14 protein-coding genes are annotated in these 19060 nt (G+C 61.6%); 7 read left to right on the forward strand and 7 right to left on the reverse strand.

Annotation, left to right across the window (positions count from 1 at the left end; all coding sequences use genetic code 11):
• The 7 genes from tagF to WDM24_RS25630 form a co-directional block, all read right to left on the reverse strand.
• Positions 1-702, reverse strand: coding sequence for a type VI secretion system-associated protein TagF (gene tagF, locus WDM24_RS25600; protein ID WP_029080209.1), 702 nt, complete (start codon positions 700-702; stop codon positions 1-3).
• Positions 699-4247, reverse strand: coding sequence for a type VI secretion system membrane subunit TssM (tssM, locus tag WDM24_RS25605; protein WP_338827596.1), 3549 nt, complete (start codon positions 4245-4247; stop codon positions 699-701). The genes tagF and tssM overlap by 4 nt, the downstream gene beginning before the upstream one ends.
• A gap of 42 nt (positions 4248-4289) precedes the next feature.
• Positions 4290-5522 (reverse strand): type VI secretion system protein TssL, long form, encoded by a 1233-nt coding sequence (tssL, locus tag WDM24_RS25610; RefSeq protein WP_338827597.1) that lies wholly within the window; start codon positions 5520-5522, stop codon positions 4290-4292.
• Between the two features lie 284 nt (positions 5523-5806).
• On the reverse strand, positions 5807-7144 hold the full coding sequence (tssK, locus tag WDM24_RS25615) for a type VI secretion system baseplate subunit TssK (RefSeq protein WP_338827598.1): 1338 nt from the start codon (positions 7142-7144) through the stop codon (positions 5807-5809).
• Positions 7145-7192: 48 nt separating this feature from the next.
• The gene (tagH, locus tag WDM24_RS25620) at positions 7193-8569 is read right to left on the reverse strand and encodes a type VI secretion system-associated FHA domain protein TagH (RefSeq protein WP_338827600.1); all 1377 of its coding nucleotides are present in this window, start codon (positions 8567-8569) and stop codon (positions 7193-7195) included.
• A gap of 12 nt (positions 8570-8581) precedes the next feature.
• Positions 8582-9145, reverse strand: a complete 564-nt coding sequence (locus tag WDM24_RS25625; protein WP_338827601.1) for a DUF6931 family protein — start codon at positions 9143-9145, stop codon at positions 8582-8584.
• A gap of 5 nt (positions 9146-9150) precedes the next feature.
• The gene (locus tag WDM24_RS25630) at positions 9151-11019 is read right to left on the reverse strand and encodes a type VI secretion system Vgr family protein (RefSeq protein WP_166297552.1); all 1869 of its coding nucleotides are present in this window, start codon (positions 11017-11019) and stop codon (positions 9151-9153) included.
• Positions 11020-11373: 354 nt separating this feature from the next.
• On the opposite strand from WDM24_RS25630, the gene WDM24_RS25635 reads away from it, so the two are divergent.
• From WDM24_RS25635 to tssG, 7 genes are all read left to right on the forward strand, one after another.
• Positions 11374-12687: an ImpA family type VI secretion system protein gene (locus tag WDM24_RS25635; RefSeq protein ID WP_166297554.1), complete on the forward strand. Its 1314-nt coding sequence runs from the start codon at positions 11374-11376 to the stop codon at positions 12685-12687.
• Between the two features lie 121 nt (positions 12688-12808).
• On the forward strand, positions 12809-13336 hold the full coding sequence (gene tssB / locus WDM24_RS25640) for a type VI secretion system contractile sheath small subunit (protein ID WP_166297556.1): 528 nt from the start codon (positions 12809-12811) through the stop codon (positions 13334-13336).
• A gap of 17 nt (positions 13337-13353) precedes the next feature.
• Complete coding sequence (gene tssC, locus WDM24_RS25645) at positions 13354-14856, forward strand: type VI secretion system contractile sheath large subunit (protein WP_029080200.1); 1503 nt, start codon at positions 13354-13356, stop codon at positions 14854-14856.
• Positions 14857-14909: 53 nt separating this feature from the next.
• Positions 14910-15395: an Hcp family type VI secretion system effector gene (locus WDM24_RS25650; protein WP_029080199.1), complete on the forward strand. Its 486-nt coding sequence runs from the start codon at positions 14910-14912 to the stop codon at positions 15393-15395.
• Positions 15396-15463: 68 nt separating this feature from the next.
• Positions 15464-16012: a type VI secretion system baseplate subunit TssE gene (tssE, locus tag WDM24_RS25655; RefSeq protein ID WP_029080198.1), complete on the forward strand. Its 549-nt coding sequence runs from the start codon at positions 15464-15466 to the stop codon at positions 16010-16012.
• Position 16013: 1 nt separating this feature from the next.
• Entirely contained in the window at positions 16014-17981 is a 1968-nt protein-coding gene (tssF, locus tag WDM24_RS25660) for a type VI secretion system baseplate subunit TssF (RefSeq protein ID WP_338827607.1), read from the forward strand.
• On the forward strand, positions 17945-19009 hold the full coding sequence (tssG, locus tag WDM24_RS25665) for a type VI secretion system baseplate subunit TssG (RefSeq protein WP_338832445.1): 1065 nt from the start codon (positions 17945-17947) through the stop codon (positions 19007-19009). The genes tssF and tssG overlap by 37 nt, the downstream gene beginning before the upstream one ends.
• Positions 19010-19060 lie beyond the last annotated feature (51 nt).

The raw sequence follows: 19060 nt of genomic DNA on the forward strand, positions 1-19060 counted from the left end.
TCATCCCGTCCCGGCTACCGCGCGGCTGACGTCGCCGGTCAGCAGCGTGGAATAGTGAAACGGATCCGGCAATCCGCGGCAACAGAGTGCGATCGGCGGGAACCCTTCGCCTCCGGCGGTCCACCAGAAACTAGCCGCGGCATAGATTTGAGGGTTCGCGCCGCAGAGCGTGCCGAACGACTCGGCAAACCCATCGGCCGACGAAACCATTCCCAGCGTCGTGTCACTCAGCGACACGATTGGCGCTCCATCAGTCCCTGACGCCCGCAGACGCGGAAGCGCGAGACGATCCAGCGCATCGGAGATCTGCTCGAACGTCGCCGCCCGGTCCAGGGTCGAGAGCAGGAATGTCTCCACTTGCGCAAACCATTCGTCCTGCGGATCGATGTTCGGCGGCGGCAGCGCGGCGTCACCATCCAGCACCGCATGCAATGTCAACGGATAGTATCGCCCCACCCCGTCAAGCGACGGCATGATCGCTCCTGCGACGGTGGTGCCGCAGATCGCGCCGCCAAGCCAGAACCGCCAAACCGGCGCGGTCAGGAATGCTTCCTGCCAGGCGGAGCCGAGTTGATGGCGGCTCGCGGAGATGGCAGCCTGCACCCACGGCTCCCAGACTTCCAGGAAGCTGCGCGGCGTCGCGATCGCGATGAAATCGCGCTTCGCGCCGATCTTGCCGAATAAGCCGCATCGCATGGTCATATTCCGGTCGGGCAACGAAACTCGCGGAGCACTGACAGGTTTAGCGGATTGCGCAACGATCCGGTGGAAATCTGATAGTTGAGCTCACGTCCGGCAACAATGAAGGTTGCGCTGGCGGTTTCCGCCTTGGCAACCAGCGAGCCAGCCTCCAGCATTCGGAACAAGGACCAGGGGCCGATGCGCTCAAGTACGGATGGCGAGCCGGACTCGTTGCTGACCGAAATTGCCGTCCGCGGCGATGGGCCGGGCCAGAGGACCGTCGTCGGCGAATTGCTCTGCGGCGGCGACGGAGCAGCGGGTTGCGGCGCGCCAAACATGGAGGGAGCTGCGGCTGGTCCCGGTGTGGTGGGGCTGTTGATCGTCGTGCCACCGATCTCGGTCTTGACCGTGATGCCCGGTCCGGCGGCAGCCGGCGGCCGGATCGCAAAGGACACCGCCGGCACGCCGCCGCCAGTTTGGAAAAAGGCATCGCGGATATAGGCGGCATTCTGGAATTGCTTCAACGTGTCGGGCGAGAACGATCGTCCGACGGGGCTCTCCTTCCGCCAGACCCAGTCCGATCGCGAAGTATCGGCATAAGGCGCCAGGAACTGAGTAAAGAACTTGTCCATGACGCCGTTCGGGCTGAACAGCTTGGCGAAATCAGCGAGCGGGACTTCCTGACCACTGCTGCGGACAAACGGGTAGCGGTTGGTCACCGTCTGCTGACAGACCGGCGTGACCTGATCGCGCAATGACTGCAGGATCTGACCGGCCGTGGAGGCAGCGATGCTGCCTTCGAACTCCGCGGCTGCCGCCCGCAGCATATCGGAAAACGGCGGCGGCATACGCGAGGCATTGTTGCGCAGCGCGGCAACCTGGGTCTGAAGCCCGGCAGTTGCTTGCGCCGTCAGTTGCGGATTCTCGATCATCAGCGTCAGATTTTGCGCAATGTCGTTCAGGTTTGCGATCGTCGAGTCGATCGGCCGGCGGGTGCTCTCCCCCTCAAGCGCTGCATGGTAGGGCTTGAACTGCGACTCAATCGTCGCGCCCGGTGTACCATCCTGGGCATTGTTGAACAGCGCCGGCGTGGTCACCGAGGGCGGCACGGCCGGCGTTCCGGTGCTCGCCGGCTTCGGGCGTTCCTTGGTCAGCATGGTCTCATCGCGCACCGATTCCAGGATTTGCCGCATCGGCGAGGTCGGCGCCGAAAGCGACCTCAGCACCTCGTATTTCGGCTTGTCCGCGAGCAATTTCTTCAGACGCAGGCTGCCGAGCGCGGTACGCCACGCCGTTACAAAATCATTGGAGTAGATGCTGAGCAGATCGCCAGCCAGGTTGTCATATTGCTGGTCAATTGCCGACTGCTGGCCGGCGTCACCCAAGACCCACCGCTCCCGCTTCATGCGCTCCGACAATCCGGGCAGTCGAGCGATGAACTTCTGATTGAAGCCGTTATAGGTGAAGAACTCGGGCACCCGCACGTTGTCCAGGGGCTGCCCAGTCGTGGTTTCGAACACGACTGCGACGTCCGGACCGCCTCGGCGGCTGGCGATCCAGTCGCCGGCGGTCGATCCACGAGCCTCTGACTTCAGGAACTCGTAGGCACGTTGCGAGACGCTGAGGCGCGCCAATGAATTCTGCGCCTGCTTGATCAGCCGGCCATCAAGCTCGACCAGCGGCGGTTGCTCGGTTTCGAGGTCGAACATTGCCATGAGATTTTCATCGAGCAGACGCCGACCTTCCGCGTTGGTCGCGCCAGGATAGAGGTTATCCGCCCAGTCCCGCTGCATCCAGGAGCGGATGAGCTCGCGGTCCGGGGATTGCAGGCCGCCGAGCATCAGGTAGACCTTCAGCGCCTCATAGACGAAGGCAGGCTCGGCGATGCGCGCATTGAGCTGCTCTTCCAAACGGTACAGCAGCCGAGGCCTGAACATGCGCTCAAGCGCGGTGTGATAGGCCGCCTTCGCAGGCGATAACAGGCGCGCGTGCTGACTGAGCCCGTAGCGCGCCGAGAGTGCTACCGGCTCATTCCGTGAGGCGTAGCCCGCGGGGGCGTTCCGCAGCCGATAGAGCAGCGGCAGCACCTTGTCGAGATCGTGATCGGCGATCAGCGTTTGCTTGATGAGCGGCGCACCGGCGGCGGCATACTCGTTGTCCGCCTGCAAGCTCTGCTCGATCAGGTCGGAGTTGCGCTTGTAGCTGGTCAGCCACGCACCGATCAGTCCGATCGCCACCAAACCGATCACCGACAGCGCCGCGGTCTTGAGGATCAGGGCGCGGCGCACCGCAGCACGGTCGGTCGAGACCCAATCAGCCTCACCGATGATGACCTTCGAAATCAAATCGGCGAGGAAATAGCTCTTGCCGGTTCCGGAGTAGGCTCCTGCACCGACTTCCTCCGCGCCGAATGTACGCGCCAGCGATCCGATCAATTGATCGATCGGCGTACCCTGCTGAGTGCCCGATGTGAAATAGAACCCACGCAGATTGGCGTTCACGTGATATCGCGTCGGCTCAAAAATCTGGTTGAGGAAATCGTGGATCTGCGGCTTGAGCCGCGCCATCTGCGCCGGGAAGCCAAACAACTGCACCCGGTGCTGCGGCGTCGGCTCGTCCTGCAGACGGTCGAGCGTTTCCTCGCTCAGGCGCTCCAACAGGCGATCGAACTCGACCGGGACCTGCCCCACCAGGTTCTGGGTCTTGTCGGCGGTCTGGAAAGTGGCGCCCCAGACCTGGCGCCGGCCAGCCTCGCCGAGATACGCGAAATATTCGGTGAAGCCGGCGACGAGATCGGCCTTGGTGAACAGCGCGTAGACCGGGAAGCTCACTTTCAGCCGCTGATGCAGTTCGAGGAGCCGCATCCTGATGGCATCGGCATGAAGCGCGAGTTCCTGCTTCGGCAGCGTCAGCACGTCTTCCAGACTGATTGCGACGAGAACGCCGTTGATCGGCTGGCGCGATCGAGTTTTCTTCAGGATATCCAGGAAGGAGATCCAGCTTTCCTTGTCGGCCTTGCTGTTTGAATCCTGGGTTGTGTAGCGACCGGCGGTATCGATCAGCACCGCTTCCTCGGTGAACCACCAATCACAGTAGCGAGTGCCGCCGACCCCGGCGATCGCCGCCGGCGTTGCCCCTCGCGCGAGCGGAAACTTGAGCCCCGAATTCACCAGCGCCGTGGTCTTTCCGGCGCCGGGCGGGCCGATGATGACATACCAGGGCAGATCGTAGAGATAACCGGACTTGTTGCCGCTCGCAGTCTTAAGTGTTGAGAGCGCATCCTTCATGCGCTCCTTGAGCACCGGCTCGTCGCTGACGGCCTGATCCGCACCGCTGACACCGTCGGCGATTTCCTTGGCATTCTTGCGTCGCTTGAAGAAATGAAGACCGGTGACGCCTGCTGCCGCAGCGCCGAGCAGCAGGATCGCGATCTGGCGAATGATGTGGTTTTCCAACGGATGCCAGTCGCCGAAAGCAATAAAGGGACCGGCAAGGTAGATCACCGCCCCAAGCGAGCTGAGCCCGACTCCATAGAGAACGATGCGTAGAATGTCCTTAGCGAGCATTTACCGGTACCTGTCGCTTATCGCGTGAGCTTGTGGCGTCCGCTATTCGCTACGTTCGATGAAGATTTCCACCCGACGGTTCTTGGCACGCCCCTCGGGTGTCGAATTGCTGGCAATTGGTGAATCCGATCCCTTGCCGTCGACGTCGACGCGCGAACCGTCGGCCAGGCCGGGTTTCAGCGCGGCGGCAACCGCCTTGGCGCGTTCGACCGACAATTCGAAATTCGAGGGGAAACGCACGGTGCGGATCGGCGAGCTGTCGGTATGGCCAACCACCCGGATTCGGCCGGGCTCCCTGTCGAGCGTCGCCGCAACCCGGGCCGCGATCGGCTTGAAACCATCCAGGATGGTTGCCTGACCCGAGGCAAACAATGCGAGATCGCAGACCCTGATCACGATGAAGCTCGCCGTCTGATCCGCCGTCATGGCGCAGGCCGTCTTCTCCAGTGCAAGCGCGTTGCGAATGCGCTGCAACTGGGTGATGCGGTCCGGGGGTGGCGGCGGAGGTGGAGGCGGCGGTGGCGCAACGACGCGGCGCTTGAGTTCGATCGGATCGCCGGGATGCAATGCCAGCGCTACTTCCGCAGCATTCTCTGCACGGCCAGCCAGCAACGTCCGCAGGACAAAATAGGATCCCGTCAGCAGCGCGGCGACCACGGCCGCCACCAGCCAAACTGGAATACGCAAGTGCTTCCGCCGACCGGCCAAGGCCTGCCCGCGCCAGTGCGGCGACAAATCGTTGGTCGGCTTGGGCCGAACCCGGCGCAGCGTTTCATAGAGGTTGCGCTGGATCACCTGGAGGTTCGCAAGCCCGCCCGGCGACGTCCGGTGAATGCCCTGGAACCCGAGCGCAAGGCAGGCGTGCTGGAGCTCGAGCACCGGGTAGTTGACCAGCGGATCAGTCTTCAAATGGTCGAGGATCTCGAAGAAGCGTACGCCGCCCACGCGTTCGCCGAAGAACCGGCTGAGCATCGAGTATTGCGCCCAGACGTGTCGATCGTCGGTCGGGATGTGTTGCACAATATCGTCGGCGGTAGCGCACAGGATATATTTCGCCGTGTTGGCCTGGTGCTCGGAAATGCCGGCCGAGCGGATATCCTTTTCGAAGAACTTGATGGCGTCGGCGACCTGCTCCATCAGGCTCGCGAATGACGCCCGCATCAACGCTACTCGCAGCCGGCCAAGCAACTGCAGCAAAGGGCCGCCGGCGCGTATCACCGGATTGGCATTTGGCGCAACCAGATCGTCGACCCGCAAGGGCGGTCCGGGCGGCAAGAGTTGCGGCGCCTGAGCCTGCGCCGGTGTCGAAATCCATTCCTCGGACGGCTGGCTGGTCGGCGGGGCGGCGTAGCTTGCGCTCTGCGGTACAGGAGAAAATGACGGCGACGAAGGGGCACCAGGCGAAGCCACGGGCGATGGCGAATACGCTGGACGGCTTGCAGGTCCCTCGCCCGCCGGAGATTGAGGAGCCGGAGCCGGCGGCATCTTCCCGCCGGGATTCGGACGGATGATGGTCCGCTCACCCCGACCGAAAGGATTAACCGGCTTGTCCCTGTCGGTCATGGCCGCTCTTCCAGGATGGCCCAAAGGTACAACTCAAGCTCCGGCCAGTCGCCGGAAAAATGCATCCCGATCGAGGCCGCAGTGCTGAACTCGGGCCACAGCGGCGACTTGCGATCGAGGTAGAAATAAACGTGGTCTGTGATGGCTCGGATGTGCGGTGGCGGCGTCGGCAGATGCACCAAGGTCAAACCCGGCAGGTTTGCGTGCACGATCTCGGTCATTTTGGTATTGGGCCCGACCTTGAACAGGTGCGGGAATTCGTTCTGAATCTCCACCAGTGGCCGCCGCGCGGCGACCTCCAGCACGAGGGTCGCATTTCGGAACAACGCGCGATCGCGGATCGGTGATACAAAGGCGTTCTGGGCGCGTTCGATGATCTCGAGACGGATCGCCCGCCTGCCCAGCCGCGCGCTCAGGAAATCCTGGATGTCGCGTACCAGCGGCGTGAAGACGTATTCGAGGTTGTCGTGATCATATGCCGGATAGTCCCGCGCGCGTCGTTCGGTCGTCGCGAAGGTCGCAAGCTCACCAGCAAACCTCAGTAGCTCTTCGTACAGCCGCTCGGGATGTACGCTGCCGGACCGCTTGAAATGAGTCAGTACGGGAATGGTTCGGTTCAGAACCTGCAGCACCAGGTAATCGACGCTCTGCAAACCGCCGCCGGACGAAGGATCGACCGCGTAGCGTGCAAGCTCGTCGAGTTTGGTCTCAACCCAGCCAATGATGCGATTGAGCCAGCCATCGACGACCGGATGTGCGGCGCACGCCAGCATCGGCGGCACAAATTTGTCGTCGAACAGAATGTTCTTGTCGCGTACTTCGAGGATGCGGGCGATGCCGAGACCCATGTATCCCGGCTTGCTGGTCTTGCGCAGCTCGAACGACAGCCGCGGATAGACAATGTCAATCTCTTCTTCGATGCGCAGCGCCGAGGTTGAATCGATGAACGTTTCGGACGTCCGAACGTAACGACTTGCGCTGTCGGTGCGATCCTCATCCACCTCCCGCGTGTTGGGCGCCGCGACCGGCATCATCAGCCAGACGATCTGGCCTGCGGCCGAATCCGGCACTTCGATGGCTTCCGGGATCGGACTGTCAGCAGGGATATCGAACGGCGTTCCATCGGGCATGACGCCGGTCGCACTGCGCACGGCGAATTTGCTCTGTTGAGTAAGATCGTTGTCGATCTCGAGCTGAGCAAAGCCCCACGGGTACGGTGTTGTGTAACGAACGCGCTTTTCCAGCAGATGCTCGAGATAGCGATCGTTCTGCTGCAGATGATGCGGCCGCAGAAACAGACCTTCCGACCAGAAAACTTTGCTGTACCAGGACATTCCTGCATCCACTTGGCAATGATCGGCGACGGCATCGTCACCGACAGTTCACTTTGACCCCGACTTGTCTGCGCGGTCGTAATATTCAGAGAAATGCAGCATGAAGGTATCGATCGGCGCGCTTTCGTCGCGACCGAGATGCGCCTTCCAGCGCGTCAAGAATTCATCCCACAACTTACTCTTGTTCGAGCCGAAAAAGGATCTTGCGCCGCGCTGAAGCTCGAGCTCGCGCGCCATCAGCGTCGGATCGATACTGGCGATCAGCCCGCTGACGGCATGCTGCATTGCCGCATAGGTCTTCAATTGATGGGATTTGAGATCCTTGAAGCCCTGCGCGAAGGCATGCGGCGCATCGAGGTAACTGCGCGTCGGCGGCCCGAACAGGATACGCATCGCGTCTTCCGCGGTCGGCGAGAATTTCAGCGGATTGTTCTCGATGGCCTGGATGGTGGTTTGACTGGTGCTGCGCGTCAGCTGCTTGGCCTGGGTCCGCGCCTGCAGCAGAGCCATCAAGTTTTCCACGGTCATGCGCAGGATGATGCCGAGCTGCTCCGCGAGTTCGGCCTCGGTCTTGTCGGCAAAGAAATTGTCCGGCAGTCCGGCAGCACGTGCCACCAGGCGCGCAAATTCGGGATTGCCGATCGAGGTGGCCGTAGCCGGTGCCGGCTCGGCCACCTGCGGCCGCGGCGCTCCCGCATGCCCTGCCGGTGGCGCCGCCGGCGGTGGCGGGACAGCCGCTTCATCCTCGGCCCAGACCGATGGTCGGCGCGGCGTCGGCATCGCGTGCAGCACGTCGAACGGCGGTTTGGGCGTGGCGGCGGGACCGGCTGCCCAGCTCATGTCGTCGTGCAGAGGCGGCTCCCGTTGAGGCATCTGCGGTGAATGCCGGACGGGGTCGACGCCCGCCGGCGGAACGCTCGCCGCCCAGTCCAGGAATTCCGCATTGACGGGCCGCGCTGCTTCGCGCGGTTTTCTCAACTGCTGGGGGTCGATTGGCGGCGGCACGTCGCGACCGGGAGCCCACAGTTCCTGGTAATCGGCGTGCTGCTGCGCGAGAGGAGCTTGCTGCTGGGCGCCATGGCTCGGAGTGCCCTCGGCACGCTCGTCCAGGTCCAGCGAAACGCCAATGACATAGTGGCCGATGACGAGCCGATCGCCATTGCGCAGCCGATGCGCTCCCCGTATGCGCTGGTCGGCCCCATTGAGAAAGGTGCCGTTGGTCGAGACGTCGTGCAACCAGTAGCAGCCGTCGCGAAAATGGACCTCGCAATGCTTCCCCGAAATCATCCGAGACGGATCGGGCAATGTCCAATCGAGATGACGATCGCGGCCTATATCGACCGAACGTCTTCCGGTGACCGTAAATGACACAGGTCCGCCATCGGGTAGGTTGGGCTCGTTCTCGATGTTGAAGCGAAGCACCATCACATCGTCTCGTCAGCGCAGAGGGCGCGGTTCGCCGCGTGCCAACTGAATACCATCCTCCAGGCAGGCCGTCATTATCCGGTCCCTGGACTCGCGGGCAAGCCGGCAAAGTCCGATCAAAAGAGCTGCGCGAACCGCCCGCGCCGTCTGATCTGGCTTGGCTTCGACCGGGGCAAATTCCGCTGGGACCACGCTTCCGCCAGACCAGCCCGCCGCCAGCGCCAGCCAAGTCGCCGGCTGCTCGGGATCGTTGGCATTGCCGACCGCCAACGCCTTGTTACGCGATTGCTCGTCTGGCTGCCGGACCCAGGTCTCCGCAAAGCTGAGCGACCTGCCTTCGTTGCCGTCGAAATGGTCGAACATCTGCCGCAGCGAGCGACATCCCCAGGCGACGGCCACGCGCCTGGGGAGCAGATACGCGCAGAAGGATACAGCCTGGTGCCAGTTGCCTGCATCAGCGGCCTCCTGCAGGAAATCCAGCGACAACTTGTCCGGCGAGGCTTTGCCGACGTCGTAGCGCGCCAGCGGATAGGCTTCGAACAGATCGCGGACTGTGCTGAACCGAACCTGACCCATGGCCGTCAGCCGACAATGGTTGGTGTGCCGTGGGCAACCAACGGGCCGCCGGCCGCAAGTGCCATGGCGGCCTGCGCGGTCATGGTGATGGTCGGGGCGTTGATGACGATTCCGGCGGGGGTCAGGATGATCTGGCTGGGACCAACCTGGAGGGTGATGTTGACATTGGCCGTGAGCGTGATGCTCAGCCCTGCATTGACGGACTGATCCATCGCCAGCTTGATGTGCTGACCACCCAATTCGATATCAAGCTTGTCATTGCCGTTCTTGAGTGTGGTCTTGCGGGTATCGCCGCCGAACGCGGCTTCACCGATGGTCCTGGTCTCGGTGTCGCGGACCGTTACGTCGTAGTCCTTTTCGGCGTGCAGGGTGATCTTCTCGGACCCTTTCTTGTCCTCGAAGTTCCATTCGTTATAACCGCCTCCTCCCTTGGTCGAGTCGGACTTCAATCCCGCAATCGTCTTCTTGGACGGCAGATCGTAGGGCAGCTTGTATTCATCGTTATACACCGTGCCGATCACTAAGGGCCGGTCGGGGTCTCCTTCCAGGAATTCCACGACCACTTCCTGCCCGACGCGCGGGATGATCTGACCGCCCCAGCGCTTGCCGGACCAGACTTGGGCCACGCGCAACCGGCACGACCGCTTCTTCTTTCGATCCCAGAAAAAGCGAACATAGATTTCGCCGAGCGACTCGACGTCGATTTCCTCGCTCGAATTGTCGTCCTTGGTGACGACCTTGGCCGTCTGGATACCATTGATCCTCGGCTTCGGCGTCATCATGGGAGATCGAAACGGCCGATCGCTTGGCAGAAATTCGAAGCTGCCGAAGTAGACGTGCTGTCCGCCGTCGCCGGGACCGCCAGTGCGATAGGACTCGATAGAAAATGAGTGAGCCGCTCGTACGACGAGATATTCAACGTTCTGCGAGTCTTTCGAGTGCTTCTCGAGCTTGGTTAGTCCGCCGGGGAACAGGCTGACGGCGTCGCCGTTGCCGCGGCGGCGCCGATCCATCGCCTGCTCGGCCTGGAGCTGAATCTTGGCGTATCGCTCGCCGTCGGATTTCTCCTTGAACTTGCCGGGATAGTCGTAGAACTCCATCTCGGATCGTGTGTAGTGCTCGGAGCCCTTGGCGTCGCTGATCATCTGCGCGTTGGGTTTCTGGTAGTTGTAGTCGTTAAGCTCGAACTTGCCGGTGCGAAACCGGCGCTCGGAAACCCACTCATAAATATGCTGCTCCTCGCGACGGTCGGATCCGGTCAGCGGGATATAGGGGATCTTTGCGAGACCGTTGATTGGGCTGTGCGAGGACTTGGAGTCAGCCAGCACCAGCGTATGCTTGCCACCCTCATGCTTGAAGAAGTAGTAGATGCCGTGCTGTTCCATCAGCCGGCATACGAAATCCAGATCGGTCTCGCGATACTGAACGCAGTACTCGAGCTTTGGACATGAGCCCTCTTCGGTAAGCTTGGACTCATAATCCGTGAAGCCGCGCTCGTTGAAGACCTCCTTGATGATGTCGGGCGCCTTCTTGTCCTGAAAAATCCTGCAATCGGTGGTGCGCGACAGCAGCCATAACCAGGGCCTCAGCACGATCCGGTAACTGAAATAGTCGTTCTTGACCCCGAGCCACTGCGCTTCCGTGAGAATGCCGCTGAACTCGCGCTCCTTCCCGTGCAATTTGATGGTGAGCGTGCACTGCTGGCCGATTGCGCGATCGAAGTCGAGATCGGCGTCCTCGCTGAGGCACTCGATACGATATTCGAACAGTTCACTCAGACCTTCAGAGGCCTCGAACCTGACAAAAACCAGAACGTCCTTGCCAAGGGGGGTCTTGAGCTCGCAAAGGCGGGTATCCTGGGTAAGCTGGCCCATGTGGGCGTTAAACTCCTTCGTTGACCGCACGATCCGCGCAACCGGCGCATCAGGTCGTCAAGCACGAAACAACCGAAATCCGAGCCAGCCATCGGTGGGATGACCGACAAGTCCGTCCGGTGTCGCCCTCTCCTGACGCGCCAAAGGACGCGCCCGATGGAACCATCCCGGCACTCTTGTAGTCGGCTCCAAGAGCTTGTTGGTTCACGCGAAACGGTCGTGGCCGCCGGGAATGAACCGAGGTCATCGTTGATCTGACCTAACAGACAATAGGATCATGATCCCCGCCTGATCCGCCACATGTGACGGACTTGGCAAAAGGGGGCCAGGGCCCCGCAGACGGACCATCTTTGCATGCTCGATGTCACATCCCTGACCAAGCCCATAGCCCCGGACGATCCCTGCGGGCCTGACCTCGATGCGGCCGGGGATGTCCAGTACATGAATTTCTTCGCAGGTGCGGAATCGCTGCTTCCGATGTCGTATTTCGAGGTCGTCAACGCCAACGGAGAGCGCGGCCGCTTCGACCCAAAGGCCATCGACATTGCCGGCCAGTTCGCCGCTGCGCAGCCCCTCCTGGCACGCACCCGCGATCTGCGCCTGACCATGCTGCTCGCCAAGTTCTCCATCCTGAACCGCGATCTCGACGGCTTTCTCAGCTGCCTGAAGGCGACCACCCTGCTGCTCCGCGAACAATGGGAAGCGGTTCACCCGAGGGGCGAGGACGGCGACTATGCCTTTCGCGCCGTCACCGTCGAGGCGATCGACGTGTTTCCGACGGTGATCAACCCGCTCCAATTCCTCCCCCTGATCGAAAATCGCAGGCACGGCAGCCTCAACTACCGTGCCTATCAGATTGCCAAGGGCGAAATTCCCGCCGCTGACGCTGACGTCGACGCGCCTGACCTCGGAACCATCGAGCGCATCATCGGCGAGACCGACCTCGACACCCTCAAATCGTTGAGCGCCCGCTGTTCCGCGGTCGCGGCCGAGATTGCCGGCATCAAATCGGCTTGGCACGAAAAGTTGAACTCGGGGCAACCCGTCAGTCTCGACAGGCTTGCGGGTGTCGCGAATGGCATGGCGAACTGGCTCGCGGGCCTGGTCACAGCACGCGATCCAACCGCAGTTGCTCCATCTCCGGACGAAACTGCTCAAGACAACCAGCAGCTTCCCATTGAAATGGCCGGCGCAGTGACCTCACCGGGCCGGGCATCCGCGGCGCTGGCGGCAGCCGCCGACTATTTCGCTCGGAAGGAACCGTCGAGCCCGGCGCTCTTGCTGGTGCGGCAGGCGCAGGACATGGTTGGCAAATCGTTTATCGAAGTGATGCGGATGCTGATGCCCGCCCACGTCGAGAGCGCTGCCATCAATATCGGACGTGACAAGGTTTTCGACCTGCCGATCGAGCGCATGGCGGAATTCGCCACATCGCTCCCAGCTGCGGAAGAAAATGACCCTCAAGATACTGTTTTTGCAGCAGAAAACAGAGCGCAGGCGTTGGATTTGCTGACCAAGGTTGCGTCTTTCTTCCGCGCCGCGGAGCCGTCCAGCCCGATCCCGTTTCTGGTCGATCGCGCGCGCGAACTCGCACAACGAGATTTCCTCAGCCTGCTGAGTGACGTTTTGCCCGAGGGTGCTCTGAAGGCGATCGATAAATCGAATTGAACCCGCCTTCCGTTCGACGGGACTAAGAGAAGGAAGCTCCGCTGACGAAAGACCGAGGCACTTCCCGAGCCTGCGTCGCGCAAGTCGGCTTCCGCACAGATTTTGTGAAGAGGGCAACCCAATGGCAACCGACAGCGGTCAGAAATTCATTCGCCGAAACCGCGCACCGCGCGTGCACATCACTTATGAAGATCCCTACGACGCCGAACGGCTGATCGAGCTGCCGTTTGTCATGGGCGTCCTGTCCGATCTTTCCGGCAACAACCCCGGCGTCGAGAAGGCGAAGGTCGAGGAGCGCAAGTTCCTCGAGTTCGACATGGACAATTTCGACAACCGCATGGCAGCGATCCAGCCCGGCGTGACGACGCGTGTCGCCAATCGTCTCGGCGATGAGTCAGACGAGAAGATCTCCGTCAACCTGAGCTTCAACAAGATGTCCGACTTCACGCCGGTGGCGGTCGCCCGCCAGGTACCGGCGACGGCGAAGCTGCTCGAGGCGCGCGAACAACTCGCCAACCTGCTCCGCTACATGGATGGCAAGGTGGGCGCCGAGGACCAGCTGAAGAAACTCCTCGCCGATCCTCAACTGATGGCCGCACTGCGCGAGCGCGCGACCAGCCAGTCAACCGAAGCCGACACCAACAGCTAACGCAAGGGATGGGGACCATGGCAAAAGAAGCAACTCACAAAGAGACCACCACCCAGGTCAAGACCGTCGAAGCTGACGAGTTTGCTGCCCTGCTGAAGCAAAGCTTCAAACCGCGCACCGAACGTGCGGCGACCGAAGTCGAGAACGCGGTCTCCACGCTCGTTCAAGAGGCGCTGAAGGACACGAGCGTCATCAAGTCGGACGTGCTCGACACCATCGAGGAGATGATCGCGCGGATCGATCAAAAGCTGACCGCGCAGATGAACGAGATCCTGCACGCACCCGAATTCCAGGCGATCGAGAGTGCCTGGCGCGGTCTCCACTACCTCGTCTTCAATTCCGAGACCGACGCCAACCTCAAGATCCGGGTGATGAACGTCTCCAAGACCGAGCTGTATCGGAACCTGCGGCTTTATCCCGATGCGCGCTGGGACCAGAGCCCGCTGTTCAAGCAGATCTACGAATACGAGTTCGGACAGTTGGGCGGCGAGCCATTCGGCTGCCTGATCGGCGATTACTATTTCAGCCACCTTCCGACCGACGTGCAGTTGATGCGCGATCTCAGCAAGATCGCCGGCGCAGCACACGCTCCGTTCTTCGCCGGCGCCGAGCCGACCCTGATGGGGATGGATTCATGGACTGAGCTGTCGAACCCTCGCGACATTGGCAAGGTGTTCGACACGCCGGAGTATGCGGCCTGGAAGGGACTGCGCGACCAGGACGACTCGCGCTATCTCGGCTTGTGCATGCCCCGCGTGCTGGGCCGCCTCCCTTACGGCGCGAAATCGGAGCCGGTGGAAGAATTCGCCTTCGAAGAGGAGACCGACGGGCATACCGGGGACAAATACGGCTGGATCAATGCGTCCTACGCGATGGCTGTCAACATCAATCGCGCTTTCAAGGAGTTCGGTTGGTGCACGCGCATTCGCGGCGTCCAGTCCGGCGGCGAGGTGATCAATCTGCCCACACACACCTTCCCGACTGACGACGGCGGGGTGGACCTGAAATGCCCAACCGAGATTGCCATCAGTGACCGTCGTGAACACGAACTTGCAAAATCGGGGCTGATCCCGCTGATCCATCGCAAGAACACCGACAAGGCAGCGTTCATCGGTGCCCAGTCGCTCTACAAGCCGAAGAAATACTTCGGCGAGAAGGGTGTGGACGCAACCGCATCCGACAACCTGTCGTCACGTCTACCTTACATGTTCGCCGTGTCCCGCTTTGCGCACTACCTGAAATGCATGGTTCGCGACAAGATCGGATCCATGAAGGAGAAGGATGAGCTGACGGTCTGGCTGCAGACCTGGATCAACGAGTACGTTGATGCCAACCCAGCCCTGTCGTCAGAGGCGCAGAAAGCGCGCAAGCCGCTGGCCGCTGCGAAAGTCGAGGTCATAGCAAACGAGGAGAACCCGGGATACTACAACGCACGCTTCTTCCTCCGTCCACATTTTCAATTGGAAGCGATGGACGTCGGTCTCAGCCTTGTTTCGCGCCTGCCAGGCCCGAGCTCCTGACGCCGCGTTATCGCAACCGTCACTCATCCAAGGTTTTTTGAAAGGACTATTCTATGGCTGTCGACATCTTTCTGAAACTCGATCCGATCAAGGGCGAGTCGCTCGACGACAAACACAAGGACGAGATCGACATCTTGAGTTGGTCGTTTGGCGAGAGCCAAAGCGGCACCTTCCACAGCGGCTCGGGCGGCGGCGCCGGCAAGGTCAACATGCAGGATCTCCACTTCACGCACTTCGTTGACAAAGCGACGCCTGAACTCTTCAAGGTCTGCGCCAACGGCAAGCACATCGATACCGCGATCCTCACTGTCCGCAAGGCCGGTGAAAATCCGCTGGAATATCTCAAGATCGAGATGAAGCACGTCCTGGTCGCCAGCGTATCGACCGGCGGATCGCATGGCGAAGATCGTCTCACCGAAAACGTGAGCTTGAACTTCGCGAAGGTGAAGATGATCTACAAGACCCAGACGGAAAAGGGCGGCGCCGGCGCATCGCCGACCTTCGGCTGGGACGTTCCGGCCAACAAGGAATGGGCCTGATCGAAAGCTTCCTGCTCGGCGCCGGCTGCCAATAGTGGCAATCGGCGCCGGCGGTATGGGGACCGTCGATGACCGTTACGCCAAAGAAGGACCGGCTTTCTCCTCCGTTGATGCTGGCCTTTCGCGCGGCCCACGAGGCTCGTGATTCGCGCAAGAAGATCGAGCTGCGCGATCAGTTCGGCGAGCGCGTCATAGCGGGGCGGCGCAGTGTCGGCCGTTTCCCGATCTCCGAAACGTTGCTGAGGCGAGAGGTCTCGCATGATCTCGAAACTCTTCTCAATACAATTGCTCTCGAATCGACCCTGGACTTGACAGGCCGCGACTGTGTCCGGACCTCGATCCTGAACTACGGCTTTCCCGATATCGCAAACCGGTCGATCGACGACGTGACGGACGAAGAGCTCAGCGATGCCCTGCGCACGTCGCTCACGACCTATGAACCCAGGCTCGACCGCAAATCGATCCGGGTCCGGCGTGATACCTCGGTCGGCCCCGAGCAGCTCAAGCTTCGCTTCATCGTGCACACCGACCTGAAGTGCGAGCCGCTCAACGTGCCCGTGGAATTCGTCGCCGACGTCGATCTCGACAGCGGCGATATACAGATCAATCGAATGTAGCATGAATCGCGAGTTCCTCGACTTCTACAACCGTGAACTGTCGCTGCTGTACGAGCATGCGGAAGACTTTGCCGAGGAATATCCTGGCATCGCGGAGCGCCTCGGCGGCCTGATCCGCGATCGCTCAGACCCAATGATTTCGGGCCTGCTCGAAGGCGCCGCGTTCCTTGCTGCTCGCGTTCAGCTCAAGCTCAAGCACGAATTTCCGGAGTTCACGGCAAACCTGCTCGAACAGCTGGTTCCGAACTACCTCGCGCCAACTCCGTCCGCCATGCTGGTCAAGGCACAGCCGACCTATGCCGATCCGGCATTGCGCGACGGCAGGAAAATCGCGCGGGGCGCCTACTTCGATGCGAGCTATCGCGAAAGGGAACGTAGCCTTGCCTGCCGTTTCCGGCTCTGCCGCGATATCGTGCTTTGGCCGTTTGACGTCACCGGCGCCGAATATTTTGCGACCGCGGGCGCATTGCAGGCCCTCGGGATTCCAGTCGGCGGAGAGGTCATTGCGGGGCTCAGGCTTTCCTTGACCCACCGTACCGCCGCGCGGCTCGACGAAGAGCCGGCAGACGCGGAGGCGCGCAGCAAACCAGAAACCTGGTTCGCCGGCTGCCGCACCAGCGAACTGCCCATCTATCTGACCGGCGCCGAGTCAGACGCTATCGCACTTTACGAACAATTGACCTCGAACTGCGTCGGCCTCTATTTTCGTTATCTCGACGATTTCGGCGATCCGGTCGTCATCCGGGCTCCGAACGACTGTGTGCAGCAAGTCGGCTTCAGCGAGAACGAATCCCTGTTTCCGAACGATAACCGGGTCTTTCGCGGCTCGGAGCTGCTGCGGGAATATTTCGTGTTTCCGCGCAAGTTCCTTGGCGTCAATCTGACGGGACTTCGCGCCGTGATGCCGCGGTTGCGCAGCAAGTCCATCGATATCGTCTTCGCGTTCGATGAGCACAACTCACGGCTTGCCGCCTCTGTCCGGGCGGAGACTTTCAGTCTCTACACCGCCCCGGCGATCAACCTGTTCGAGAAAACCAGCGATCGCATCCCGGTCAAATCGAATACGCACGAATACCACGTGGTGCCCGACCGAAGCCGCTATCTCGAGTACGAACCGCACCAGGTGCTGGAGGTCTACGCGCACTTTCCGGCAGAAAAGGACAAGCGGCACGTGCGTCCGCTGTACTCCGCCGCCGTCGACCGGACAGCCGGATCAGTCGAGGGACTTTATTTTACCGTTCGTCGGCTACCGCGGCGCCGCACCGTCGAAGAGAAGACCTATGGCGCGTCCTCCGACTACACCGGGACGGACATGTTCCTTTCGCTGCTCGAGCCCGGCGACCTGAGCGGCGACGGATCCGCCGCCGAGCTGAGCGTCCGGGCGTTGTGCTCCAACCGGCATCTCACGGAACATCTGCCGGTCGGCCAGGGCGGAGCCGACTTTCGCCTGTTGGATGACACCTCGCTCGAGCTGATGTGCATAGCCGGTCCCACCCGGCCACGCGAGCCGGTGGTGGCGCAGTTGCGCAGTCGCAGCGAAATCGCCAATAGCGGCGTTGTCAGTTGGCGCCTGATCAACATGCTGAGTCTGAACTATCTCGGCCTCGTGGAACGCAGCGGCGGTAAGAACGCCGGAGCGCTGCGGGAGATGCTGTCATTGTTCGCCGACCAGTTCGACGACGCTACGGAACGAAAGATTCGCGGCGTGCGCAGCGTCGAGAGCAGGCCCGTGGTGCGGCGGGTGCGTGAGCGTACTGGCAGTGGCGCAGCGCGCGGCCTGGAGATCACCGTCACGCTCGACGAGAAGGCATTCGAGGGCAGTGGCGTGTTCCTGCTCGGGGCTGTGCTGGAACGCTTCTTCGCCGACTATTCGGGCTTCAACACCTTCACCCAAACTGTCATCTCGACTTCGGAACGCGGCGAGATCATGCGCTGGCCGGCCCGCATGGGCACCCGGAGGCCGCTGTGACGCTGATCGACCAGATGAAGGCCGAGCCTTGGCGGTTCGATTTCTTCCAGACGCTCCGCCAGCTCGAGCGATCCAATCCGGATCGGCCGCGGATCGGCGACAGTGCCGCGCGTCGTGAGGAATTTGTTGACCTCGGTCAAACCCCCTATCTGGAGTTTCCCGCTTCCAATCTGAGCTCGGTCGACGACCGCGATGGCAGGCTCAGGATCCTGGTCAAATTCCTCGGTCTGCTCGGACCGCAGGGCGCACTGCCGCTGGCCACCACCGATGAGAGCCTCGGCTGGCAGTTGATGCGAGACGACGCTTTTCCGCGCTTTCTCGACCTTCTCAATGGACGCTTTCTGCAATTGTTCTTTCGTGCCTGGGCGGACGCACGGCCGATCGCGCAGCACGATCGGCCATCGGATGACCGCTTCATCGCCTATGTCGGCTCCTTTGCCGGCCTCGGCTCTGATATCTTTGCCAATCGCGACACGGTACCGGACATGGCGAAGCTCAGCTTCGCTGGACTGGTCTCACCCAGGGCGAAATCCGCGTCACGACTGGCCCGGCTGCTGCAGGGGCTGTTCGATGTCAGGGTCGAGATCGACGAATTTGTTGGCACCTGGCTCCCGTTCGACTCGAGCCATTGCAGCCGCCTCGGCGCGGCGCACGCCAAGCTCGGCCACGACGCGCTTCTGGGCTCGCGGGTGTTCAGTGTCGAAGACAAGATCAGGGTTCGCGTTTTCGTGAAGGACTTCGCTCAATACGAGCAGTTCCTGCCCACCGAAGTGCCTAACCTGTCCGAGCCCCTGGCTGACGCCGTCTACTTCTATATCGGGGACGAACTCGAGTGGGAGGTGGAACTCGCCATTCCGGCGGGAGCGGTCGTGCCGATGAAGCTGGGACAGAGCGGACGCCTTGGGTGGACCAGCTGGGTTTCACCGAACTGGGCCTCGACCGAGGAATATCGCCGCGATGCTCGCTTTCACCTTGCCGAGCGTCTGAGAGCCCGGCGAAGCGCCGCGGCAGACGCCCCGCCGATTTGAACCAATGCACCGGTCCGATTGTCCTAACATCATGGAATTCGCGCCAGTTTC

Source organism: Bradyrhizobium sp. 27S5, from assembly GCF_037217225.1.
In the GTDB taxonomy this organism is placed as follows: Bacteria; Pseudomonadota; Alphaproteobacteria; order Rhizobiales; family Xanthobacteraceae; genus Bradyrhizobium; species Bradyrhizobium septentrionale.